Raw genomic sequence first — 19,879 nt, 5'->3', positions numbered from 1 at the left:
GCCGACCTTTTCTCCAAAGACCGCTAAGGGATGACCTCATGAGCTTTCCTTTGGCGATTACCGGTACCGGCCTGGTCACTGGCGTCGGCCTTGATGCGCCGGCGAGCTGTGCCGCGATACGCTGTGCGATCGACAATTTTCAGGAAACCCGCTTCATGGACCAAGGCGGCGAGTGGATCATGGGCTGCGAAGTGCCGCTCGAACAGCCGTGGCGCGGCAAAACAAAGCTGATCAAAATGGCCGCCGCTGCGATCCGAGAATGCTTGTCCGGCAACCCGTTGATCAATCCCGTCGAGACGCCATTATTGCTTTGTTTGTCGGAGCGCGACAGAAAAGGCCGGGTAATCGACGACGACAATCAGTTTTTTCATGATTTGTTGGAAGAACTGCAACTGGAATTTCATGAAAAATCACTGGTCATTGCCGGAGGGCATGTCGGCGTCGCACTCGCGCTGAGACATGCCAGGCCGCTCATTCAGGAATTGAAACTCAAACATGTGTTGATTGCAGCAACCGATAGTCTTCTTGTCGCGCAATCCTTAGCGCACTATGAAGAACACGAGCGCTTGCTGACCAGTCAAAACTCCAACGGATTCATACCCGGCGAGGCGGGGGCGGCGCTCATCATAGAACCGACTTACGCAAAGCCGGAGCCACAGCTCATTTGCCATGGCCTAGGATTTGCTGTTGAAAAAGCTCACATTGACTCGGAAGAACCATTGATAGCAGATGGCTTAACTGCGGCTTTGAAAGAGTCGCTAATCGATGCCGGTTGCGGTGAAAGCATCCTCGAATTCAAAATCACCGACATTGCAGGCGAACAATATCATTTTAAAGAATCGAGCATCGCTTTCAGCCGCGTCGACCGTACTAAGCGAGAAGAATTCGACATTTGGCATCCTGCGGATTGTATCGGCGAAACCGGTTCGGCAATTGGCTTGGTTATGCTTGGATATCTGAAATCCGCCTGCGAAAAAAATTATAGTAAGGGGAATCACATTTGGGCCCATCTAGGCAATGACGACGGTAAGCGGGCTTCTATGATATTGGCTTGGCAAACGGTAGGAGCAAAATAATGGCGAATGAAGTGTATGCTAACGGCATGGAACTAGCCTGTAAAGCAGGCTCTGGAAAAACCATCGCTTCGTTTCCGGACGTTTGTTTTACCCCGCCGGAAAATCCGGCGACGCCGCCTGGCGTTCCTATTCCCTACCCGAATACTGGATTTGCCTCTGATACCACGAAAGGTAGCAAAAACGTGAAAATCACGGGCAAAGAAGTCATGCTGAAAAATAAGTCTTACTTCAAGAAATCGACCGGCGACGAGGCAGGGTCGGCTGCCAAAAAAGGGGTAATTTCAAGTACCAATAGAGGAAAAGTTTATTTCATCAAATGGTCGATGAATGTCAAATTTGAAGGAGAGAATGTTGATCGGCATTTGGACTTAACGACTGATAACCATGCAAGCCCAATGGCTAATGAGGCAGTTCCTTGGATATTTTCTGACCGGATGGCAATGGGTAATATTGGTGAATGTGCAGATGAAAAAAATAATGTTGAATCGAAGTGTGGCGATCTTAATAAACCGGTTAAGTGCCCCACCTCAGGATACGAATTAGTTGAAGCACGAAAGAAAAATTCCGGCAAAAGTAAGGCTGAAAAACAGGCTTTAGAGCGGAAACTAGGTGGGGAAATGCAAAGAGATCCTTGCCAGAAGGCCTTGCGCTGTTTTTTATCGCCATATGAACCTAATAAATGTTGCCCTGGACAGACACCTGATCACTTAATCGATGTCAAATCATTTGTCGAAGCTGGACAGGATCGAACAACGGGAAAACGAAAGCCAGGCTGGGATAAATATAATGACAAGGACGCACCCTCCATGTGCGTCGAAGGCGGTGCGGCTACCTGCTCAACTCATGGTGTATTGTCGACCAAGCGTAAAGCTTTTGTTAACCAGATGGGAGGAAAAGGAGCGGAGACAGATTTAGAAACACTTGCCATTGTTGGCGCAGTGACAGCCTCTGATACGTTTAAAGGGTGCAGTGTCGAGTGTTTAGAAGCCCAACTGCTTGATTATCACAGAAAGGTCCAGGATAACAACGCTAAGGTATCTATGTCACAGTTTGGACTTGGAGAGAGTGCTCCTTGGAAACAAGGTATATCAGTCAGAGCAGCAAAACTAGCCAAATCGTGGCTGGGATGAAAGTTTAGGATATCTAAAATGCAAATGAGTAATGTAAATTTTACAAATCCAGGGATTTCTTTTGTAACAGGAGCTCCCATTTCCTGTGATACTGGATTGTTGATACTTTCAATTGATGAACTTTTTCATGATAAGGAGCCACACAGCTTACTCGTAGTTAAGGATCATGACGTCACCAACGGTATTCTAGTTTCATCAAATTGCTGTGATGTTATTCTCGCAAATGAAGGTGGAAATCTTAACGGTTACTTTCTTGGCGAAGACGGTGGGATATGGTTTTACAACGGTAATACTATAGAGGCATCCGATCCCATTACTTCAAACAAAAATTTCGGAGCACTTAGGTCCCAAGCCTTTTCTTCTAATTCATATCATATAGTTGCGGGGGGAGGAAACACTGCTTTCCTAAAAAAAACCACTTCCGAATGGAAAGATCAGGAAATCAAAATGAGCCAGGATATTGAACAATTTAAATATGTAGGCTTTGAAAAAATAGTGGCACTACCTGAAGGATCATTCTATCTATTCGGTTGGCATGGGATTGGAATTTTATTCGCTGACAATCGTAGCACGAGATTAGATTTGCCAACAAATCTAGATATTTATGACGCTGTTCTAACTAACGATGGCTTTATATACACTTGTGGTGATCAAGGAACCATTCTTAGGGGGCGTGGCTTAAACGATTGGTCGATAATAAACAATGAAATTACTGGCGATAAGCTTTGGGGTATCTGTTCATTTGAGGGAAGGACTTTCGTATGCAGTATGAATTCAATCTATGAAATTGTCGATAACGAATTACAATTTATAGAATATTCAGAATTTAGCGACATACCCAGTTTCACTTACCGACTTAAGACTTGCATAGACTGTGTTTGGTCCATCGGTTCCAAGCAATTAGTGCAATATGACGGATCTGATTGGCGAGAGCTAATGCTACTTTCATAACTTATACCCTGAAACTATGGACGAGCGGTCACAAATAACTCTTCAATGGCATCTCGTTCTTACGGCGAATGAACGTAAGCTAGATTTACCTTGGCAATTCACCTTCGGACGGAGCAATGATTCTGTAATGTCCGTCAATGTTTCTGGGCGGCTTTAATGAAGGTTTGCTGGCGCGAAACCGCCCTACGAATCTAAATTGATATTCGGGAGATGGCATGCCGAATTATCGGCGTAATTTTGTGCCGGGCGGTTGTTATTTTTTTTACGGTCAATTTTCTGGAACGTAAACGGGATTTGTTGGCCGACCATATCGATTTGATGTGTGCTGCCGAGTAACCCTACTCTGTTCCGATTCCGTACTTTCATAGTAACGTTCATGAAGGCTTTGCCATCGTCCCAGTAAATGAAAGTGCGAGGCGTTGGGGAAGGTGCGGTCACTCGCCCGACAGGACGCCGTGAATACGTCCATGTAGGCTCGGCGGCGGCTATCCCTGCCGCCGACGCCTATCGGTCGAGCAACCGCACCCTCTTCGGAACCGGCATTTTTACAGAATATTTTTGCATATCGAAAAACCTGATTAGCAAGTTTCTTCAGCTAAAGCCCAAAAACCAGGAGATCCTAGCAGGACGGGGTTTTCAACCTCGTCCTAAACGTTTCGACTTTGGCCGAAGTAAGCCGAAATGTTTAGGGCAAACCGAAACTTGGGGACGGGTTAAATAACCCGTCCCGCAGAAGTGGCTGCGGCTACAACTGGCCTCCGCTCGGACACTTGGCTTCGGCAAGCTGAAGCATCTTGCTAATCAGGTCGAAAAATTAGATAAAAAGTCTAAAACTACGAACTTTCATAGTAATAAGCTTCGCCGTACAAAATTTGCCTATTCTGTACTTTAGGCCCTTAATAGACTTTATGGAGGCATTGACGATGTCATTCCCGGCAACAACTGAACCGATGTCCCCCGAGGAATTCCTCGAATGGGAGGAACGGCAAAAAGATAAACACGAATTCATCGGTGGCGAGATTTTTGCGATGGTTGGCGTGACGCGTCAGCATGCCACGATAGCCGGGAACCTTTTTCGATTCCTTGGAAACCACCTTGCAGGGACTCCCTGCCGTGTCTACATGTCTGACATGAAATTGAAATTGGATTTGGCGGATGCGTTTTTTTATCCGGACGTATTTGTCACCTGTTCCGAGTCGGATCATAAAGCCGAATGCTATATGTCCGAACCGCGTTTGATCATCGAAGTCTTGTCCGAATCCACGGAAGCATATGACCGGGGAGAGAAGTTTGCCAACTATAGAAAGTTTTCATCCTTGGCCGAATATGTATTAATCGACCCGGTTGCCCGTAAGGCGGAAATCTTTCGGCGGGACGATACCGGGCATTGGGTTTTGTATGAATTCTGTGAGAATGAACCGGTTTTTTTTTCAAGCGTAGACTTGGCAATCGATTGCGCTACGCTTTTCGAGAATGCCGATTAATATCATTCATCAACTATCCGAATAGAAACCAGGTAAACGCAATTTGCAAACTCCCAGCGTAATAACCAAAAGAATCATTCCCCAGATTCTCGAACAACACGCCGAAGAAACGGCTTTTCTGTGGATATTACGCAGTTATGCCGTCTATGCCCCGCATTATCGCTTGGAAGACTTGGCAAAACTCGACAGCCGCATCGAAGCGCATCTGGACGGTTTACGAATTGCCGGGAGCGAGGCTTGGCAGTTATGCGAAGAGGCCTTAAAATTCGGCGAACCGGGGGAGGTCTTTGCCGCAGGAATCTTGGCGCTGGAGAGCAAGTATGCGAATCGTCTCGAACGCGTTCTTGAAACAGTGACGCAATTTCCGGAAGCATTGCGCGGTCTGGTTTCGGCGTTCGGTTGGGTTGCGCCGCAACGACTTGCCGGTACGGTCAAAAGCTATTTGACATCGGATTCGCCTTTACTCATACAGATTGGCATTGCCGCCTGCGCAGTTCATCGCGCCGATCCGAGCTTGGTTCTCGCTAAGACTATCGCTGATGACCAAGCACCGGCTTCGCTAAAGGCCTGTGCATTAAGAGCCGCGGGGCAACTCAAACGCCGTGATTTGATTGAACCGATTCAGGATCAGCTAAAAGCGGACGATGAAGCAGTCCAATTTTGGGCCGCCTGGTCCTCAGTGCTGTTAGGCGATAGGATACGAGCGATCGAAACATTGAAAACGTCTGCTTGCATCAAGTCCCCGTTGGGCCAGCGCGCGTTTGATTTGCTATTACGCGCAATGTCTCCCATTGATGCGCATCGCTGGCTGAAAAACTTGGCTCGATATCCGGAATGGCAACGCGATTTGGTCGTCGGCGTCGGCATCATCGGCGATCCGTTTTACGTTCCTTGGCTGATCAAGCAAATGAGCATTCCCGAGTTGTCGCGAGTGGCCGGCGAGGCGTTCAGCAGCATCACCGGCGTCGATATCGCTTATGAAGATTTGGATGACGAACCGCCGCAAGGCTTCGATGCGGGGCCTACCGAAAATCCGGCAGATGAAGATGTAACGATGGACAGCGACGAAGACTTGCCTTGGCCTTGCCCTCTAAAAATAGCCGCTTGGTGGGACACGAACAAGGGACGTTTCAACCAAGGCGTTCGCTATTTTTCAGGCATGCCGATCTCGGAATTGCAGTGTAAACGCATATTGACCGAAGGTTATCAGCGCCAGCGTAAGTCGGCGGCCTTGGAACTTGCTTTAATGCAAGTTGAAGCGCCTCTGTTCGAAGTGCGCGCACCAGGATGGCGGCAACAATCATGGTTAAGCGAATAAGCGGGGAGAACGTTTCATGTCGATATCCATTGCAGGATTGATTTTTTTGCTCGTTTCAATTGTATTTTTCGGTTTGGTATTAAGAAACTTTTGGACTCACCGGCACAGCCTAACGACCTGATTGACTGACAAAACTCAAAATTCGAAAAAATTAGGAGATAATATCGATATTTGACCGGTTCTAGCAAGGAAGCGAAACATGAAACAGAGCACGCCTTTATACGATAGCATCTTGAAATTATTGCACCATGCGCCATGGCGCGATAGACGGCACCTGTATACCGTGGCTTGGATGGTGTTGGGTTTATTGTCCAGTGGTTGGATCAGTCTAAGTAAGTGGTCGCCTTATGTCGTTAGCCGTGCGGAAATGGCGCAAAGCGTCGAGAGACGTTTCAAGCGTTGGCTGACGAATGGGCGTATCGATGTGTTGCGTTTGTATGCGGCGTTATTGCGGGAGGCTCTGAAGGACGTGGCGGAAGAGCCGTTGCTGGTCGCCTTAGATACTTCGATGCTCTGGGACACGTTCTGCGTGATCCAGTTGGCGCTGGTTTATCGTGGGAGGTCGATTCCATTAGTTTGGAAAGTGATGAAACATCCCAGTGCGAGCGTGGCGTTCAAAGACTACCGAGGCGTATTGGGGTTTGCGGCGCGACTGTTTCCGGAACGAGAGATCATCTTGCTGGCGGATCGTGGCTTTTTACATGGCGAATTGCTGAATTGGATTCGCAAGACGGCCGGCTGGCACGCGCGTATTCGCTGCAAGCGTTCCGTCGGGTTTTACCAAAAAACGGGCAGTGGCTACCGCAAGTTGACCTTACGATTGCTAGCCGGGGAAGTTTGTTATTACCACCATGTCGGGGTGACCGGTGCGCATATCCCGGCGCACTTGGTGGTCGGCTGGGAAAAAGGGGCGAAAGAACCATGGATCATCGTCAGCGACCAGCCCACCAATGGCGATACGCTCTATGAATATGGGCGGCGCTTCAACATCGAAGAGGGCTTTTTGGATCACAAATCCAACGGTTTTCAGTGGGAGTCTTCGCAATTGCGCGAAACCGAGGTACTTCAAAGGCTCTGTTTCATCATGGCTGTCGCCACCTTGGTGTTGGTTTGCCAAGGGGGTGCGGTCGTTGCCTCAGGCAAGCGGCGGTGTGTCGATCCGCATTGGTTTCGCGGTTATAGCTATGCCCGTATCGGCTGGGATTGGATCCGGCGAGCTTGCGCTCGCGGTGATGCCATCATTGACAGTCTAGTTCTGCACGCTTTGCACGACCCCGAGCCCGCTCGGGCGAGTAAACGGCAACCCGATCGATCCCGCTGGATGGATGATTTACCCTGCCGTATTTTCCTTTTTGCTATGCCATTAAGGAGTTAAGAGTTTTGTCAGTCAATCAGGCCTAACGACAGAGGCGCGAATATGGTTAAGGCTCGCGATGATTTTCGGTATCGTCGCCGTTTTGCTGCTGTTCGTTTGAAGATTTTGCCTGTTTAGGATTTGGTCGTAAATTTTGGTTGCTCGATTGGCAGGTGTCGGGGGCAGGGCAGATTTTTGCTCCTGCAAAATCTGCATTCATGCCATCCTTGGCAATCAGTCGCCGCCGTCAAGCCTATAAGGATGTATTTACGACGTCCTGCCAAGCGAGTTACCGAATCCTCAACAAAGCGCATAGTTCCAGGGCGTTATTTATCACGAAATCCTTAGTGAACTCGCAGTTACTTTTTAGAATAAACGGAATGTGTTCCTCATTTCTTTGCGCAGATAAGTATAGTCGACAATGATTTTCCAATCGTGTTTGACATTAAATTCAATAGAATCCCAAGCGGCGATTTTAAAGACCTCTGCGCCGTCTTCGCGATAACTGTAATAACTGATGCTGTCGTCATCGATCATGACTAATCTCCCGAAAGCCTGCAGCGAGGGTGATTGGCGGCTGACCGGGTCGATAAAAAGATTCGTACCGATATAGTCCGAATTGGCGTCATACAGGATCAAGCCATCGTTACGCATGATCCAGATATCCGGTTGTATTTCATCCTGGTTCAGAATGGTCGCAAACAGTTTGGGCAGTATCTTTTCCGGGGACATTCTAGCTTCGAGGTATTCGACAATGCGACCGTCCTTTTTGATAGGCATTCGGTATTTTAGAATAAGTCGGTTATTTTCGAAATCGGCAATCGGTATTAGCTCATCGTTTTCTTCACTTGCGATAAACGCTCCTGTTAGCACTGAAATAGGTTGAATAAAAAACGAATCAAACTGCGGATAACGGTTTTGTAATTCTTCTAAGATCGACGACTCGTCGATATCGCCGGAGCTGAGTTTTTCTGCCGCTTGGCTCAGAACGGAAAATACCAGTGCGATTTTCGATTGCAGCGCATGCGCGATGGAACGTGCTTGTTGCTGTGAGCGTTCTCCGTAAAAAGTGATTCGGCTTAAGGCTTGTTCGGCTTCATGTTTAGCTTCATGCATTTGGTGTGCATAATGAAGCGAAAAGCCCGCTCCGATACTAATTGCAATGAGTAGCAATGCGGTCAAGAAAACGGCAAATTTATTTTGTGCAAAAAAACGGCTTAATAATTCACGTCTTGAATAGGCATAGACATTGACCATCCGTCCGTCACGAAAGGCCTTCAATTCTTCCGCGAATTTTCCGGCATCGGTAAAACGCTGCAAAGGGTTCTTATGCACGGCCTTTTCGCAGATTGCAATCAATTCAGGAGGTGCTGCAGTATTGAATTGTTTAGGAGAGGGAGTATCGGAATCCTTTTCTATTTGTTGCTGTACTGCGGAAATCGAGCCACGGTAAGGTTGGGTGCCGGTAATAATTTTATAGAGAATCACTCCTAAACTGTAAACATCCGATGTTTTATCCGCGTGGCCGCTGAATTGTTCCGGCGCCATATAGGCGGGTGTACCCAGCGCTTCCGATGTGCTTGAATCGCTTAAGCTATCGCGTTGGTGAGTGAGCGCTTCTCGATAAAAATAGGTATTGTCATCATCGTCCAGCACCTGGGCTAATCCCCAGTCGACAACGATGGTTTCGCCGAAATTACCGACAATAATATTCGCGGGTTTTAAGTCGCGATGAATGACGCCTTTGGCATGAGCATAGGCCAAGGTATTGCAAACATCGATTAAAGTATCTAATAGTTGAATGCGTTGGTTGAATCCAGTTTTGGGATCGGTGTCGGATATTTTTTCGAATTTCCGGGCCAGCGTTTCGCCTTTAATATAGCGCATCACATAATAAGGCCTACCGTCATTTCGTTGACCCAGTTCATAGACAGGGACAATGCCCGGGTGCTCAAGTTTTCCGGTAATTTTGGCTTCATGTAAAAACGAATGATCGAGTTCGACGTCACCGCTTAATTCATCCAGCATCTCCTTGACTGCGACGCGCCTGCCGATGGTTTCGTCATAGGCCAGATAAACCCGACCTACACCGCCTTGACCGAGAATATCGAGTACGCTCAGATTCTTGAATCTTTGATTACCGGAATTTTTATTGTCGGGTTCAATAGTCAAAGGACGATTTGTGGCAAAACGTGTCGAGTCGTCTTCATCGATCAGCGATGTATTGGAATGGGATTCGTCGTTAAGCATTTGACCTCGGCTGCTCTCAGGCGTGTGTTCTGTTGAATATTGTCATAGTCTTTATCTGCTTCGGCACTCTTTTATCAAAACGCATAAACTTTTACTAAAGGATAATTTAAAATTTTGCTTTGCAATGGGTATAAATTCGTTTAATTTAAGATTTTTTTCTTCAAAGCCAATAATTCGTCATGCTTGGGTATTGCTTCGAGCCCTTCTTCAATTTTGCTTAGGCTTTCATCGTATTTTCCTTGAGCATATAATTGCTGGGCTTGTTCTGCCAGGATATCGGCAATCTTCTTCAAACCGTTTTTGGCTTCTTTATTATAAGGGTCGATTTCGAGTGCTTGTCGATACGACCATAAAGCATTACTGCCGGTCGGGGCGGTCAGATAACCGACTTCAAAATGAATCTCGGCCAGTTCCAATAAGTCTTTAACCTTAAGTTGTTGTTTCGGCGTTAGCTCAATAATTTTATCTTGAAGCGGGTCGGTTTCCTGCGATAGTTTGATATAGCCTCCGGTCGTAACGGCAATGGCTATTACAGCCGTTGTACCTAGAATAATCGGTAGGGGCGAACGTGGCTGCAAGTCGGTGATGAGCTGCTTGGCCGAGGGAGTGCGGTCCTTTCTTTCCAATGCTAAAGCGCGTTGCAAACCTTTCCACTGTCGACGACTTAGTCCGGGCACTGCTTTAGGCTGTAGATTAAGCTCGTGGGCCTTGAGTGCCGATAATTTTCCGTAAGGATGTTTTCCAGTCAAAACTTCATAGATGACGCAAGCGAGCGCGTAAACATCGTCGCTAGGATCGGGCTCTTTATTAGAAAACATTTCCAGGCTGGCATAAGCCGGCGTTAATGCGCCTAAGTCCCTACGAGCATCGAAAATAGTTTCGTCCTGATCTTTATCGGGACGACTGACCGCACAGGCGATACCAAAATCGAGAACCTTGACTTCGCCGTTTTCTAATATCGAAACATTGCCCGGTTTAAAGTCGGAATGGATGATGCCGTTTTTATGCGCATAAGCCAAAGCCAAGCACATGCCTTTGATAATGTGCCAAGCTTTTTTAAACGGCATGCCGTTTGGAATAACTTTATTGATGTAGTCTTTTAACGACTGTCCGGTCAATACTTCCATCGACATAAAAATATGAGATCGGTCTCTATCGAAGTCATAGACGGTAATGATATTCGGATGTGCCAGTGTTTGAGCTTTTCTCGTTTCCCGCTGAAGAGCAATATAAGAGGTCGGATTATCCTTGAATTCGTCGTTTAAAATTTTCAAGGCGACATAAGGGGATTTATCTTGAGCTTCTTGTTTACGCAAGTCGAGTGCCTTATAAACGACGCCCATGCCACCGCTACCGAGCAATTCTTCGAGTATGAAACGGTCTTTTAGCACCGAGCCGATACCTATTTTTTCTGTTTCGGCTGAGCTAAACCCAGATGATCCGACGTATTTTGTGCCTCGAGTCGTATTAATCGTTTGTCCGGATGTTATATCAACCGAGCTAACCGTCCCTCTTTGAGCAGTGGACTCGAAACGATCGGTCAACCGGGTTTTCTCTAGGTCAACATTCGGTTGAATGATTTCGCCCGGTTTAGGTGTACTGTTTTTTGTTGTTGGCCGGACGATGGTTTCATCATGATCGTGAGAGGACGTGCTTAGTCGTGTTTCGTTGTCATTGTCGGTATGATGCAGAGATAGGGTTGTTTGTGCGATTAAGCCCTGGTGAATTTGCTGTGGTAAATAGCCCTGTTCAAAGCAATCATCCAGCAACTTGCGCAGTTCGCCTGATTGTTCGGGATGTTCGCTAAGTAGCTGACGCATTTGTTTCGACAAATCGCCGAAGGTTGTTTCACCTTCGCGGAAAGAATTTAATACCTGAACAAAGTGGCTTAATGGGGTTTCCATGATTTTCCAGTGAATCGGTTTTATAACGGCTCTTAATGAGCAAAATGGTATAGCGAATAATAGGCGGGTAATAGTGAATGGTGAATGGTGAATGGTAAATAGTAAAAGGTGAAAGGTGAAAGGTGAATAGTCAATGATTAGCCGGACGAGGTTTTGTAAACCCGTCCGTAACGTTTTTAAGGTAGGAAAGGCATCAATCGCGTAACCTAGTATGACTGGGACAACGGGAAGTCCTTGAAGAAAGGTACGCATTGTCAACCTTCCGGTGCTTGTAAAAAAGCGGAAATGTCCCCACCAACTGCAGCAATAGCGCAGACCATTCAATTCAATCGAGAAAAATTAATAAGTATTTCCGAACCTAAATCCAAGCAAGCAGTCCATTCACTATTCACTATTCACTATTCACTATTCACTATTCACTATTCACTATTCACTATTCACCCTCTTAAACACCATCAGCGTGATATCGTCATTAAACACTTCGGTTTGGCAAAATTGTTTGAGCCGTTGAACAATATTATCGATGATGTCGTTCGGCTCGTATTCAATGGACTGAGAAAAAATATTTACGAGCCGTTCGGTACCGAAAAAGTCGCCTTGGGGGTTTTCCGCCTCGGTCAAGCCATCTGTGTAAAGTAGTAAACAATCGCCTTCGGCCAGCACGGTTCTTTTTTCCTCGAAATCGACATGCTCGCGTATGCCGACGATCAGTCCGTCCGTGTCGAGTTGTTCGCATTGAGCTCGAGCACGACGGTAAAGTAGAGGGGTTGGGTGTCCGGCATTGGAATACCTTAGGTGGTGAGTTTGCGTATCGTATTGCAAGTAAAACAAGGTGATAAAGTAGTCGGAATGGTTGAGATCGGCAAACAGAAAGTCGTTTAACACATTGAGCGTTTGCGCCGGCGATGCCGGCCAATGCGCTTGCGCCCTAATGGCGCTTCTTGCCGAAACCATAAATAAAGCGGGTCCCACAGCATGGCCGGAGACGTCGGCAATGACCATGTCGAGATGAGTGTCGTCGCGGTAAAAATAATCGAAATAATCGCCTCCGACTTGCGTAGCAGGTAGACAAAACCCGGTGATCTTGAACTGATCCGACATAACCGGTGCAGAGGGAAGCAAGGATGCTTGTATGTTTTGAGCAATTCTCATTTCGTTTTGTGCAATGGCCAAATTGACCTGGGCCATGCGTATTTGGCGTTCAGCGGCTTTTCGACCGGTAATGTCATGCACAAATCCACTGAATTCGTAAGCATGGCCAATTTTTAGCGGCGCGACACTCAGTTCGATAGGAAATTCGACACCATCCTTACGTAAAGCGATCTGTTCAGTTAGTTTATTCAAAACCGGGCTTTTGCCGGTTTGCAAAAAGGTTTGTAGTTCGTCGTTCAGCGGTTTACGAAAGCGCTTAGGTACAATCAACCCGGCGACATTTTGCCCTATCGCTTCCTCGCGCGACCATCCGAACATGAGTTCTGCCCTTTGGTTCCAATCGGTAATGATGCCGTAGGAATCCATGATGATGATGGCATTGAGCGCGGTTTCTATAATCAATCGTGTTCTTTTTTCGCTTTCTATCAATGCGTCTTCATAATGTTTACGTGCAGTGATGTCCCGATCTACACCTCGCCATTTAATCAAATTGCCTTGTTTGTCGGTAATCGGTAATCCAGTGGATTCGGCGATTACTTCGTGTCCGTCCTTATGACGATAATGATTAAGGAGCGAATAGAAAGGTTTATGTACCGAAGAAAAGGGCTGAAAGCTGGTTTGATCTTGAGGTGTCAACAGTTCCGTATAGTGCCTTCCTAAGACGGCTTCAGGGGTAAAGCCGATGATGGTTTCGACCGCATTACTGCTATAGATGTAATATCCGTTCGGATCTTGCTCCCACAGCCATTCTCCTGTCATTTCTGCCATTTGCCGAAAACGCTCCTCGCTTTCTTTTAATGCCGCTTCAAAATGCTTGCGTTCGGTGATATCTTCCTCGACAGCGAGAACGTGGGTGATTTGGCCTTGGCTGTTTTTTATGGTACTGATGCTTTCAAACGCCCAGTAATCTTCACCGTTTTTCTTTTGATTTTTGATTTCTCCGCGCCACTCGCCCCGGCTTAACAGTTGTTGCCACATATTAAGATATTGCTCGGTGGTTGTATCGCCCGATTGTAAAATTTTTGGGTTAAAACCGAGTAGCTCTTCCTTAGAGTATCCGGTCATTTCACAGAATTTCGGATTAATGTATTCGATGCGTCCGGAAGGGTTGGTGATAATAACTGCACTTGCGCTTTGCTCGACGGCTCTGAGCATTAAAATAAGGTTGATGTCGAGCTGAGTCTTTTCACCGAGTTTTTGAATCAGCAAAGCAAATCGGCTTGCATTATCGGCTTCGCTTGAAGCAAGGCGGCATAATGAAATCAATGCGGGAAATGGCGAATCGGTTGCATCCTTCAGTTCGGCTTGAAAACTGACGCTGGTTTGCTCGAAAGTCATTTTCCCCAGCATTTCCTGCCAAAAATTCGCTGGATTAGCCTTCGATAACAGTTTATCGATGGGCTTAGCGATGAGTTGTTGCGTTTGATAACCGAAAAGCGCGATCGCGCTTTCGTTGACCGCTTCGATAACCGGTGTCGAAGGTGTCCGATTTCCAATGCTGGCGATGATTAAGCTTAAAACCGGACCGTCGATAAACGAATGCATGTTAATCGGTTTACATAATAGTTTGAATCAAGAGAGTGGGCAGCAGTAGTCAATCAAAGTTTAAAAAAACTTTGGATTATCGGCAACAAAGCCATGTACCTTCGATTTGGGTTTAAAGTCCGGGGCTATCCAAGGTTGAATATCTTCATCGATTAAGTATTCAGCCAGCCATTGCGCTTGCCCGCGTATCGGCAAAATAAAAGCATAGAGTTTACCGTTTGGCAATTCGGCAACGTCGCCGATTGCAAAGATAGCCGGGTCAGTGGTTTGCATGAATGAATTCACCTTTATCCCTCGGTTTACGGCCAGTCCCGCGGCCGCGGCCAATTCAGTCCGTGGCTTGAATCCGCAAGAGACTAAAGCTGCATCGAATTTACCGCCGTTATTGGAATTGACAAGTATTTCGCCGCCTTTCTTGTCGATGCCAGCGACAGATTGGTTGAATAAAACGTTAACTCCGCTATCTTTCAAGATTTTAAGCAGTTTTGCCGAGTCGTCATTGCTTAGTTGCCGCTCCATCAAGCGATCCATGGCATGAAACAGGCTGACTTTATCGCCGGAAACGGCTAAATCCGACGCTACTTCGCAACCGATTAAGCCGCCGCCGATAATAGCCCAATGAGGCGATTTGTTCTTGTCCAACAACGTTTGGCGAATCTGACGTAATTCTTTGAGGTCGGCAAGGCTGTTAAGGAGATAAAAATTATTGCGATCGGCTATTAAGGTCGGCGGGATGAAGGCTGAGGAACCTTGGGCTAAAACTAGAGCATCATATCCTATAGTCGTTTTTATTGATCCGGCTACCAGATTGACGATTTTATGGTGGCGATCGATAACCTCCGCTTCGGTCTCTGTTAGAATTTCAATCCCTTTTTGGCGAATAGTTTCAAAAGTTTTGAGAATGATGGAGTGCTCTATATCCTCCTTGCTAAAGCCGTGAGAAAGCAACGGCCGAGAATAAAAACCGTCGCTTTCTCGTGTCACCACGGTGATGCGAGCGGCCGGGCTTAAACTATGTAGTTTTTCGGCAAACGTTATGCCGGCAAACCCCGATCCGATTATCACGACTTTCATGGTAATAGCACTTAGAAGGGTTCGAAAGCGCTTTTTTCAGCTCCGCACTCAGGGCAAACCCAATCATCGGGAATATCTTCCCAACGAGTGCCGGGTTCGATTCCGCTATCCGGGTCGCCTAATTGCTCGTCGTAAATATGTCCGCATTCTAAACATTGATATTTTTTATAATCTGCCATAACGTTGCCTTACTTAATGATGGATGAAATAGTCGTACCAAACACAATTTTCTATGAAATACCGATAGTGATTTATTTATAACTCAATTAGCTAAGCCAAGGCAAACATGAGTTTTAACATAACAGTCAAGCCAAGGTATCCAGTTCAAGCCTTTCGAGAATCATTTCGCTGCCGGCAGTAAGCCGAGTATCCCGGCTTTGGCAGACTGGGCAATAGAGCCGATTAGCCGGCACCTCCGACTCGATGCCGCACTGTTCACAGGCTATTTTCGCCGGTTGTCGTTCAATAATCAAAACGGCACCATCGGCTATGGTATCGACGCGATTGATTTCAAATGCGCTTTGCAGCAATAAGGGCTCTACACCCGATAAAACACCGATTTTAACCGTGATGCTGGCAACTGTTGTTGCTTGATTTTGCCGGGCCAGATTTTTTACTTGATCCAGCAAATCCTCGCATAGCGAGAGTTCATGCATGCTGCGCATCCTCGGTTAGCATTTGATCGAGTAATTCCCAAGTTGACCGCGCTTCTTCCGCACTGATTTTCTGGATGGCATAGCCGACATGGATTAGAACGTAATCGCCGATGCCTATCGGTTCATCCTGCAGTAAAAACAAACTGACTTCTCGTTCGATGCCTTTGATCGAACAAACAGCGCGACTACCGTTAATAGAGGCAATTTGCATAGGAATGGCAAGACACATGAGAATTCCCGAAATGAGTTTTAAATCGTGGCAGTGGTTAGGTAAAGTCCCGCGGCCGCAATTGCTAGACCTCCGACTCTAGCCAACCAAAGCCGGCGTTTAATTAGCACTGCCATCGTAATGCCGATCGCATGAACTAGTGAAGTCGCGACAATGAAACCGGCGCCGTAGAATAAAGGCGATCCGGCTTGCGGCATTTCCAGTCCGTGCGCGTAGCCATGAACGCTTGCGAATAAACCTGCGATCAGCATGCCGGTGACGACGGGTAAACGCACCGAAAACATTAAAAAAACGCCTAAAAGCAATACCGTTGCGGCTATGGCAAACTCAAGCAAAGGTAGATTCGGGCCATACGAGGCCAATAATGCTGACAGGCTCATCGTACCGACAAATGCGGCCGGCAAGCGCCAGAGTGCTTTATGACCTAATTGTACGGCCCAAACACCGATTGCCAGCATCGCCAGCAAATGATCGACGCCTATGAACGGGTGGATAAATCCTTCGACAAAACCCGCGCCTTCCGCGCCGAAGGTATGGGCTTGAGCCGTCGTACCGTAAGCAGAGAACGCGGTGATTCCCATAATTGCATTGATAAACTTTCTATTCATGTCACACCTTTTCGGCAAATTTGAAAATAAAACATCGTGGTAGTAGTGAAAAAACCGGCTTAGTATTCCGTTAAAAATAACTTCCGCATTGTGCTCCCTCTCCCGCTGGGAGAGGGGTATGCACAGGAAGGTTATTTTTGACCAAATCCTTAACACTCCAGGACAATTGATTTTATAACATGCTAGTATCTTGGCGGCAAAAGCAGTTAATAGAGTCGTGATTGTTAAATGGCTTTACGACTTACGCATCCTGAAAAAATAAACCCGCCTAAGAGTTTTACTATAGTCATCATGATAACAGAACATTCATTTTCCGATACCTACATTACGCTTGCACATGGTAATGGCGGACGTTTCATGCGCGAATTGATCGAGCATTTATTCGCCAAATACCTCGATAATGCCTGGCTCGATACCCGTGCCGATGCAGCTGCCATGCCTTTCGACGAATCGGATTTTGAGTTGATGATCACGACGGACGGTTTTACGGTCGATCCATTAGAATTTCCCGGTGGTAATATCGGTAGCCTGGCGATCCATGGAACCGTGAACGATTTAGCGGTGGCAGGTGCAACGCCGCGTTACCTGAGTCTCAACGCATTTATCGAAGAAGGCTTGGAGATAGCCGTGCTTGATCGACTCATTCGCAGTATGGCGGAAGCATGCCGAGAATGCGGTGTTGATATCGTAGCCGGCGATACCAAAGTATTACGCCGGGGGCAGGGCGGCGGCGTTTATTTTGCCGTAACCGGGGTCGGACAGCGTAATCGATCGATTAATCTGGGTATTGATAAAATTCAGACCGGCGATTGCATTTTGCTTAGCGGAACTGCCGGCGATCATGGTTGTGCCGTGTTATTGGCCCGCGAGCAATTCGGCTTGAGCGGAACGTTAAAATCCGACGCGGCGAGTGTTTTCCCGGTGACTCGTGCATTGCTGGATTTGCCCGGGTTACGATTTATGCGTGACCCGACCCGAGGCGGAATAGCGACTGTCGCGCACGAAATGGCCTCGGCTGTCGCCGGCACGGTCAAACTGGTCGAAACGGCGATACCGATTAACGAACAAGTCAAAACCGTCGCCGAAATCTTAGGTTACGATCCTTATTATTTAGCCTGCGAAGGGAGGGTAATGGCCGTAGTCGGTGCGGGCGATGCCGAAGAAGCGCTTAAACGAATGCGCGGCGCAGGCTGTAGCGAAGCGGCGATTATCGGCGAAGTTCAAGACGGGAGAACCCAAGTGATTTTGGAGACGGCGTTAGGCGGAGAACGGATATTAGAGGAGCTTGAAGACGACCCGCTGCCGCGGATATGTTAGTTCTTTGAACTAGTGAGTGCCAAGGACGCAGGGTGAATCGTGGCCATCGAAGGCAATAATCGCCAAGTCATTTTTCGCTGCTGAAATTGAACGGACCCCATTTCATCATTTCATCTTTCGCGAGAAATCTTGGCGCGCTTGGTTTATCGAATTGCACTTGGCAATCCGAAGACAACGTCAATTCGCCATCGTTCGATGCGATCAGCGTGAACTTAAGAGATCTTTGGCTATGCCAGCCCCTTTTCGGTATGCTTCTTGCATGCAGTTATTGATTTTAAGTGGGTGCGGATTCCAAAAAATGTCATTTATTTTCCTGATTAGCAAGTTTCTTCAGCTAAAGCCCAAAAACCAGCATATCCCTAGCAGGACGGGGTTTTCAACCCCGTTCTAAACGTTTTGACTTTGGCCGAAGTTAGCCGAAATGTTTAGGGCAAACCGAAACGTTGGGGACGGGTTAAATAACCCGTCCCGCAGAAGTGGCTACGACTGGTCACTGCTCGGACAGTTGGCTTCGGCAAGTTGAAGCATCTTGCTAATCAGGTTTATTTTTACCATGAAGATCATGAAGGACTTGAAGATACAGCGTTTTCAATTTAAATTGAGTTACTTACCATAAATAGCCTATGTCATCATTACTCTCTTTATACTCAAAAAATGCCTAACTTTATGAAGGTATGGGGTGTGGCTAGCGAGGATGTCGGCAGCTCCCAGCTGCCGACATCCTCGCCAAGCATACCCCACACCCTTTTTGATCTCCAAATTGGAAATTGCTGATTTGAAAACGCTGTATTACCGCATTGAGTTCATCTGTGATACTGGGACAGTTAATTAAGCACTCAATTCTCTTCCCTACATGCCCTTTTTGATCTCCAAATTGGAATTGCTGGAGGAAAGGTCATTTCAAGACAAACAACAATTCTTGAATTTTTTGCCGCTGCCGCACGGACAAGGGGCGTTGCGGCCGATTTTCGGCTTAGACGTTGCTTGCCCCAAGGTTTTTTGCTCCTCTAATTCGGCTTCAATATCGTCGATGACATGTTGCAAATTTTCAACCGAGGAGGGGATCATTACGAAAAGCCGGGCTAATAAACAGTCATCGGTCGGTTCTATGCCTTCTTCTATGAAATTAGCTTTGATCTGTTCGATATTCGGAAACTTGGAAAAATCGTGGGTCATCAAAACTTCAAACAGGCTAGCGTTTCGTGCGACATCGTCCCAATAAGCGTCGACATTAGCGGTATCACCATCATCGCCTAACCAAAACTCCCTGCAGAGCGCTAATCCGGTCCAAAAACCGATACACCACTGTTGAACCCAATCGAATTGTTTTCCTCTGAGTTTTTCAATATCGAATGGAAACTTAAGTTGCCCGGAGACTCGCAAATGGACGTAAGCGTCGTATACATCGAATGCAGCCGACATCAGGTTTTCGATGTGCTTCAGCTCGAAATCGGGCGAACGATGATAAAAAAGGCAGTTTTCCCATTGTTCGGGTAGGATCGATGGCGGCGTGATGGCAATTGCATAAAAAAATCCGCGCAGTTCGTAGATATTGAAATGATCGGTTTCCGGAACGATGCCGTTTAATTCATCGATTAATTTAGCGAGTAGCTTGTGTTTGATCATTTTGTATGATGCGGATTTTGGGCCGGACATCTTATGCACTTAGCCGGCCGATTCTTGATTATCGGAGAGTAAAGGACTGGCTTCTGCTCAAGATGTTATCGCTTAGTCATTCAAGGAAATATACCCTTCGTAGATCAAAATTCGGCGCCTGGGTGTCCGCCAAAGGACGCCGTGAATACGTCCATGTAGGCTCTATGCCAGCCCC

18 protein-coding genes are annotated in these 19,879 nt (G+C 47.0%); 8 read left to right on the top strand and 10 right to left on the bottom strand.

All coding sequences use genetic code 11. The annotated features are described in order from the left end of the window. Positions 1 to 38: 38 nt before the first annotated feature. From EQU24_RS11145 to EQU24_RS11115, 7 genes are all read left to right on the top strand, one after another. A complete protein-coding gene (locus EQU24_RS11145; RefSeq protein ID WP_017839429.1) occupies positions 39 to 1,076 on the top strand; it encodes a 3-oxoacyl-ACP synthase in 1,038 nt (345 codons plus the stop codon). Then, positions 1,076 to 2,206: an HNH/endonuclease VII fold toxin-2 domain-containing protein gene (locus EQU24_RS11140; RefSeq protein ID WP_017839430.1), complete on the top strand. Its 1,131-nt coding sequence runs from the start codon at positions 1,076 to 1,078 to the stop codon at positions 2,204 to 2,206. The genes EQU24_RS11145 and EQU24_RS11140 overlap by 1 nt, the downstream gene beginning before the upstream one ends. 18 nt (positions 2,207 to 2,224) lie before the next feature. Continuing rightward, positions 2,225 to 3,157, top strand: a complete 933-nt coding sequence (locus tag EQU24_RS11135) for a hypothetical protein (RefSeq protein ID WP_017839431.1) — start codon at positions 2,225 to 2,227, stop codon at positions 3,155 to 3,157. Between the two features lie 210 nt (positions 3,158 to 3,367). After that, entirely contained in the window at positions 3,368 to 3,493 is a 126-nt protein-coding gene (locus EQU24_RS23280) for a hypothetical protein (protein ID WP_017839432.1), read from the top strand. A 587-nt stretch (positions 3,494 to 4,080) separates the two neighbouring features. After that, positions 4,081 to 4,641, top strand: coding sequence for a Uma2 family endonuclease (locus EQU24_RS11125; protein WP_017839434.1), 561 nt, complete (start codon positions 4,081 to 4,083; stop codon positions 4,639 to 4,641). Between the two features lie 43 nt (positions 4,642 to 4,684). Further along, positions 4,685 to 5,959: a TIGR02270 family protein gene (locus EQU24_RS11120; protein ID WP_017839435.1), complete on the top strand. Its 1,275-nt coding sequence runs from the start codon at positions 4,685 to 4,687 to the stop codon at positions 5,957 to 5,959. Between the two features lie 199 nt (positions 5,960 to 6,158). Beyond that, positions 6,159 to 7,334 carry a transposase gene (locus tag EQU24_RS11115; protein WP_138767154.1) on the top strand — a complete coding sequence of 392 codons (1,176 nt, stop codon included), beginning with the start codon at positions 6,159 to 6,161 and terminating at the stop codon, positions 7,332 to 7,334. Between the two features lie 46 nt (positions 7,335 to 7,380). Here EQU24_RS11115 and EQU24_RS11110 read toward each other — a convergent pair whose 3' ends face one another. The 9 genes from EQU24_RS11110 to EQU24_RS11070 all read right to left on the bottom strand — a co-directional run bounded on the left by EQU24_RS11110 (position 7,381) and on the right by EQU24_RS11070 (position 16,731). Beyond that, complete coding sequence (locus EQU24_RS11110) at positions 7,381 to 7,533, bottom strand: hypothetical protein (RefSeq protein WP_175421682.1); 153 nt, start codon at positions 7,531 to 7,533, stop codon at positions 7,381 to 7,383. A gap of 146 nt (positions 7,534 to 7,679) precedes the next feature. Continuing rightward, a complete protein-coding gene (locus EQU24_RS11105) occupies positions 7,680 to 9,563 on the bottom strand; it encodes a serine/threonine protein kinase (protein ID WP_017839438.1) in 1,884 nt (627 codons plus the stop codon). 140 nt (positions 9,564 to 9,703) lie between these two features. After that, on the bottom strand, positions 9,704 to 11,467 hold the full coding sequence (locus EQU24_RS11100) for a protein kinase domain-containing protein (RefSeq protein ID WP_017839439.1): 1,764 nt from the start codon (positions 11,465 to 11,467) through the stop codon (positions 9,704 to 9,706). Between the two features lie 426 nt (positions 11,468 to 11,893). Continuing rightward, complete coding sequence (locus EQU24_RS11095; RefSeq protein WP_017839440.1) at positions 11,894 to 14,164, bottom strand: PAS domain S-box protein; 2,271 nt, start codon at positions 14,162 to 14,164, stop codon at positions 11,894 to 11,896. Between the two features lie 60 nt (positions 14,165 to 14,224). Beyond that, positions 14,225 to 15,238, bottom strand: coding sequence for an NAD(P)/FAD-dependent oxidoreductase (locus EQU24_RS11090; protein ID WP_017839441.1), 1,014 nt, complete (start codon positions 15,236 to 15,238; stop codon positions 14,225 to 14,227). An 11-nt stretch (positions 15,239 to 15,249) separates the two neighbouring features. After that, on the bottom strand, positions 15,250 to 15,417 hold the full coding sequence (locus EQU24_RS11085; RefSeq protein WP_017839442.1) for a rubredoxin: 168 nt from the start codon (positions 15,415 to 15,417) through the stop codon (positions 15,250 to 15,252). Between the two features lie 126 nt (positions 15,418 to 15,543). After that, a complete protein-coding gene (gene hypA / locus EQU24_RS11080; RefSeq protein ID WP_017839443.1) occupies positions 15,544 to 15,894 on the bottom strand; it encodes a hydrogenase maturation nickel metallochaperone HypA in 351 nt (116 codons plus the stop codon). Then, positions 15,887 to 16,123, bottom strand: a complete 237-nt coding sequence (locus EQU24_RS11075) for a HypC/HybG/HupF family hydrogenase formation chaperone (protein WP_017839444.1) — start codon at positions 16,121 to 16,123, stop codon at positions 15,887 to 15,889. Before EQU24_RS11075 ends, hypA begins: the two co-directional genes overlap by 8 nt. A 20-nt stretch (positions 16,124 to 16,143) precedes the next feature. Further along, complete coding sequence (locus EQU24_RS11070) at positions 16,144 to 16,731, bottom strand: HupE/UreJ family protein (protein WP_017839445.1); 588 nt, start codon at positions 16,729 to 16,731, stop codon at positions 16,144 to 16,146. A 291-nt stretch (positions 16,732 to 17,022) separates the two neighbouring features. On the opposite strand from EQU24_RS11070, the gene hypE reads away from it, so the two are divergent. Continuing rightward, on the top strand, positions 17,023 to 18,048 hold the full coding sequence (gene hypE / locus EQU24_RS11065; RefSeq protein ID WP_026130021.1) for a hydrogenase expression/formation protein HypE: 1,026 nt from the start codon (positions 17,023 to 17,025) through the stop codon (positions 18,046 to 18,048). Between the two features lie 900 nt (positions 18,049 to 18,948). On the opposite strand, the gene EQU24_RS11060 is transcribed toward hypE, so the two are convergent. Further along, complete coding sequence (locus tag EQU24_RS11060; RefSeq protein WP_175421681.1) at positions 18,949 to 19,674, bottom strand: YecA/YgfB family protein; 726 nt, start codon at positions 19,672 to 19,674, stop codon at positions 18,949 to 18,951. Positions 19,675 to 19,879 lie beyond the last annotated feature (205 nt).

The sequence above is a fragment of the Methylotuvimicrobium buryatense genome (genome assembly GCF_005931095.1).
Taxonomy (GTDB): Bacteria; Pseudomonadota; Gammaproteobacteria; order Methylococcales; family Methylomonadaceae; genus Methylotuvimicrobium; species Methylotuvimicrobium buryatense.
The sequence above is the reverse complement of the archived record's forward strand: the minus strand, read 5'-3'. Positions and strand labels throughout refer to the sequence as shown.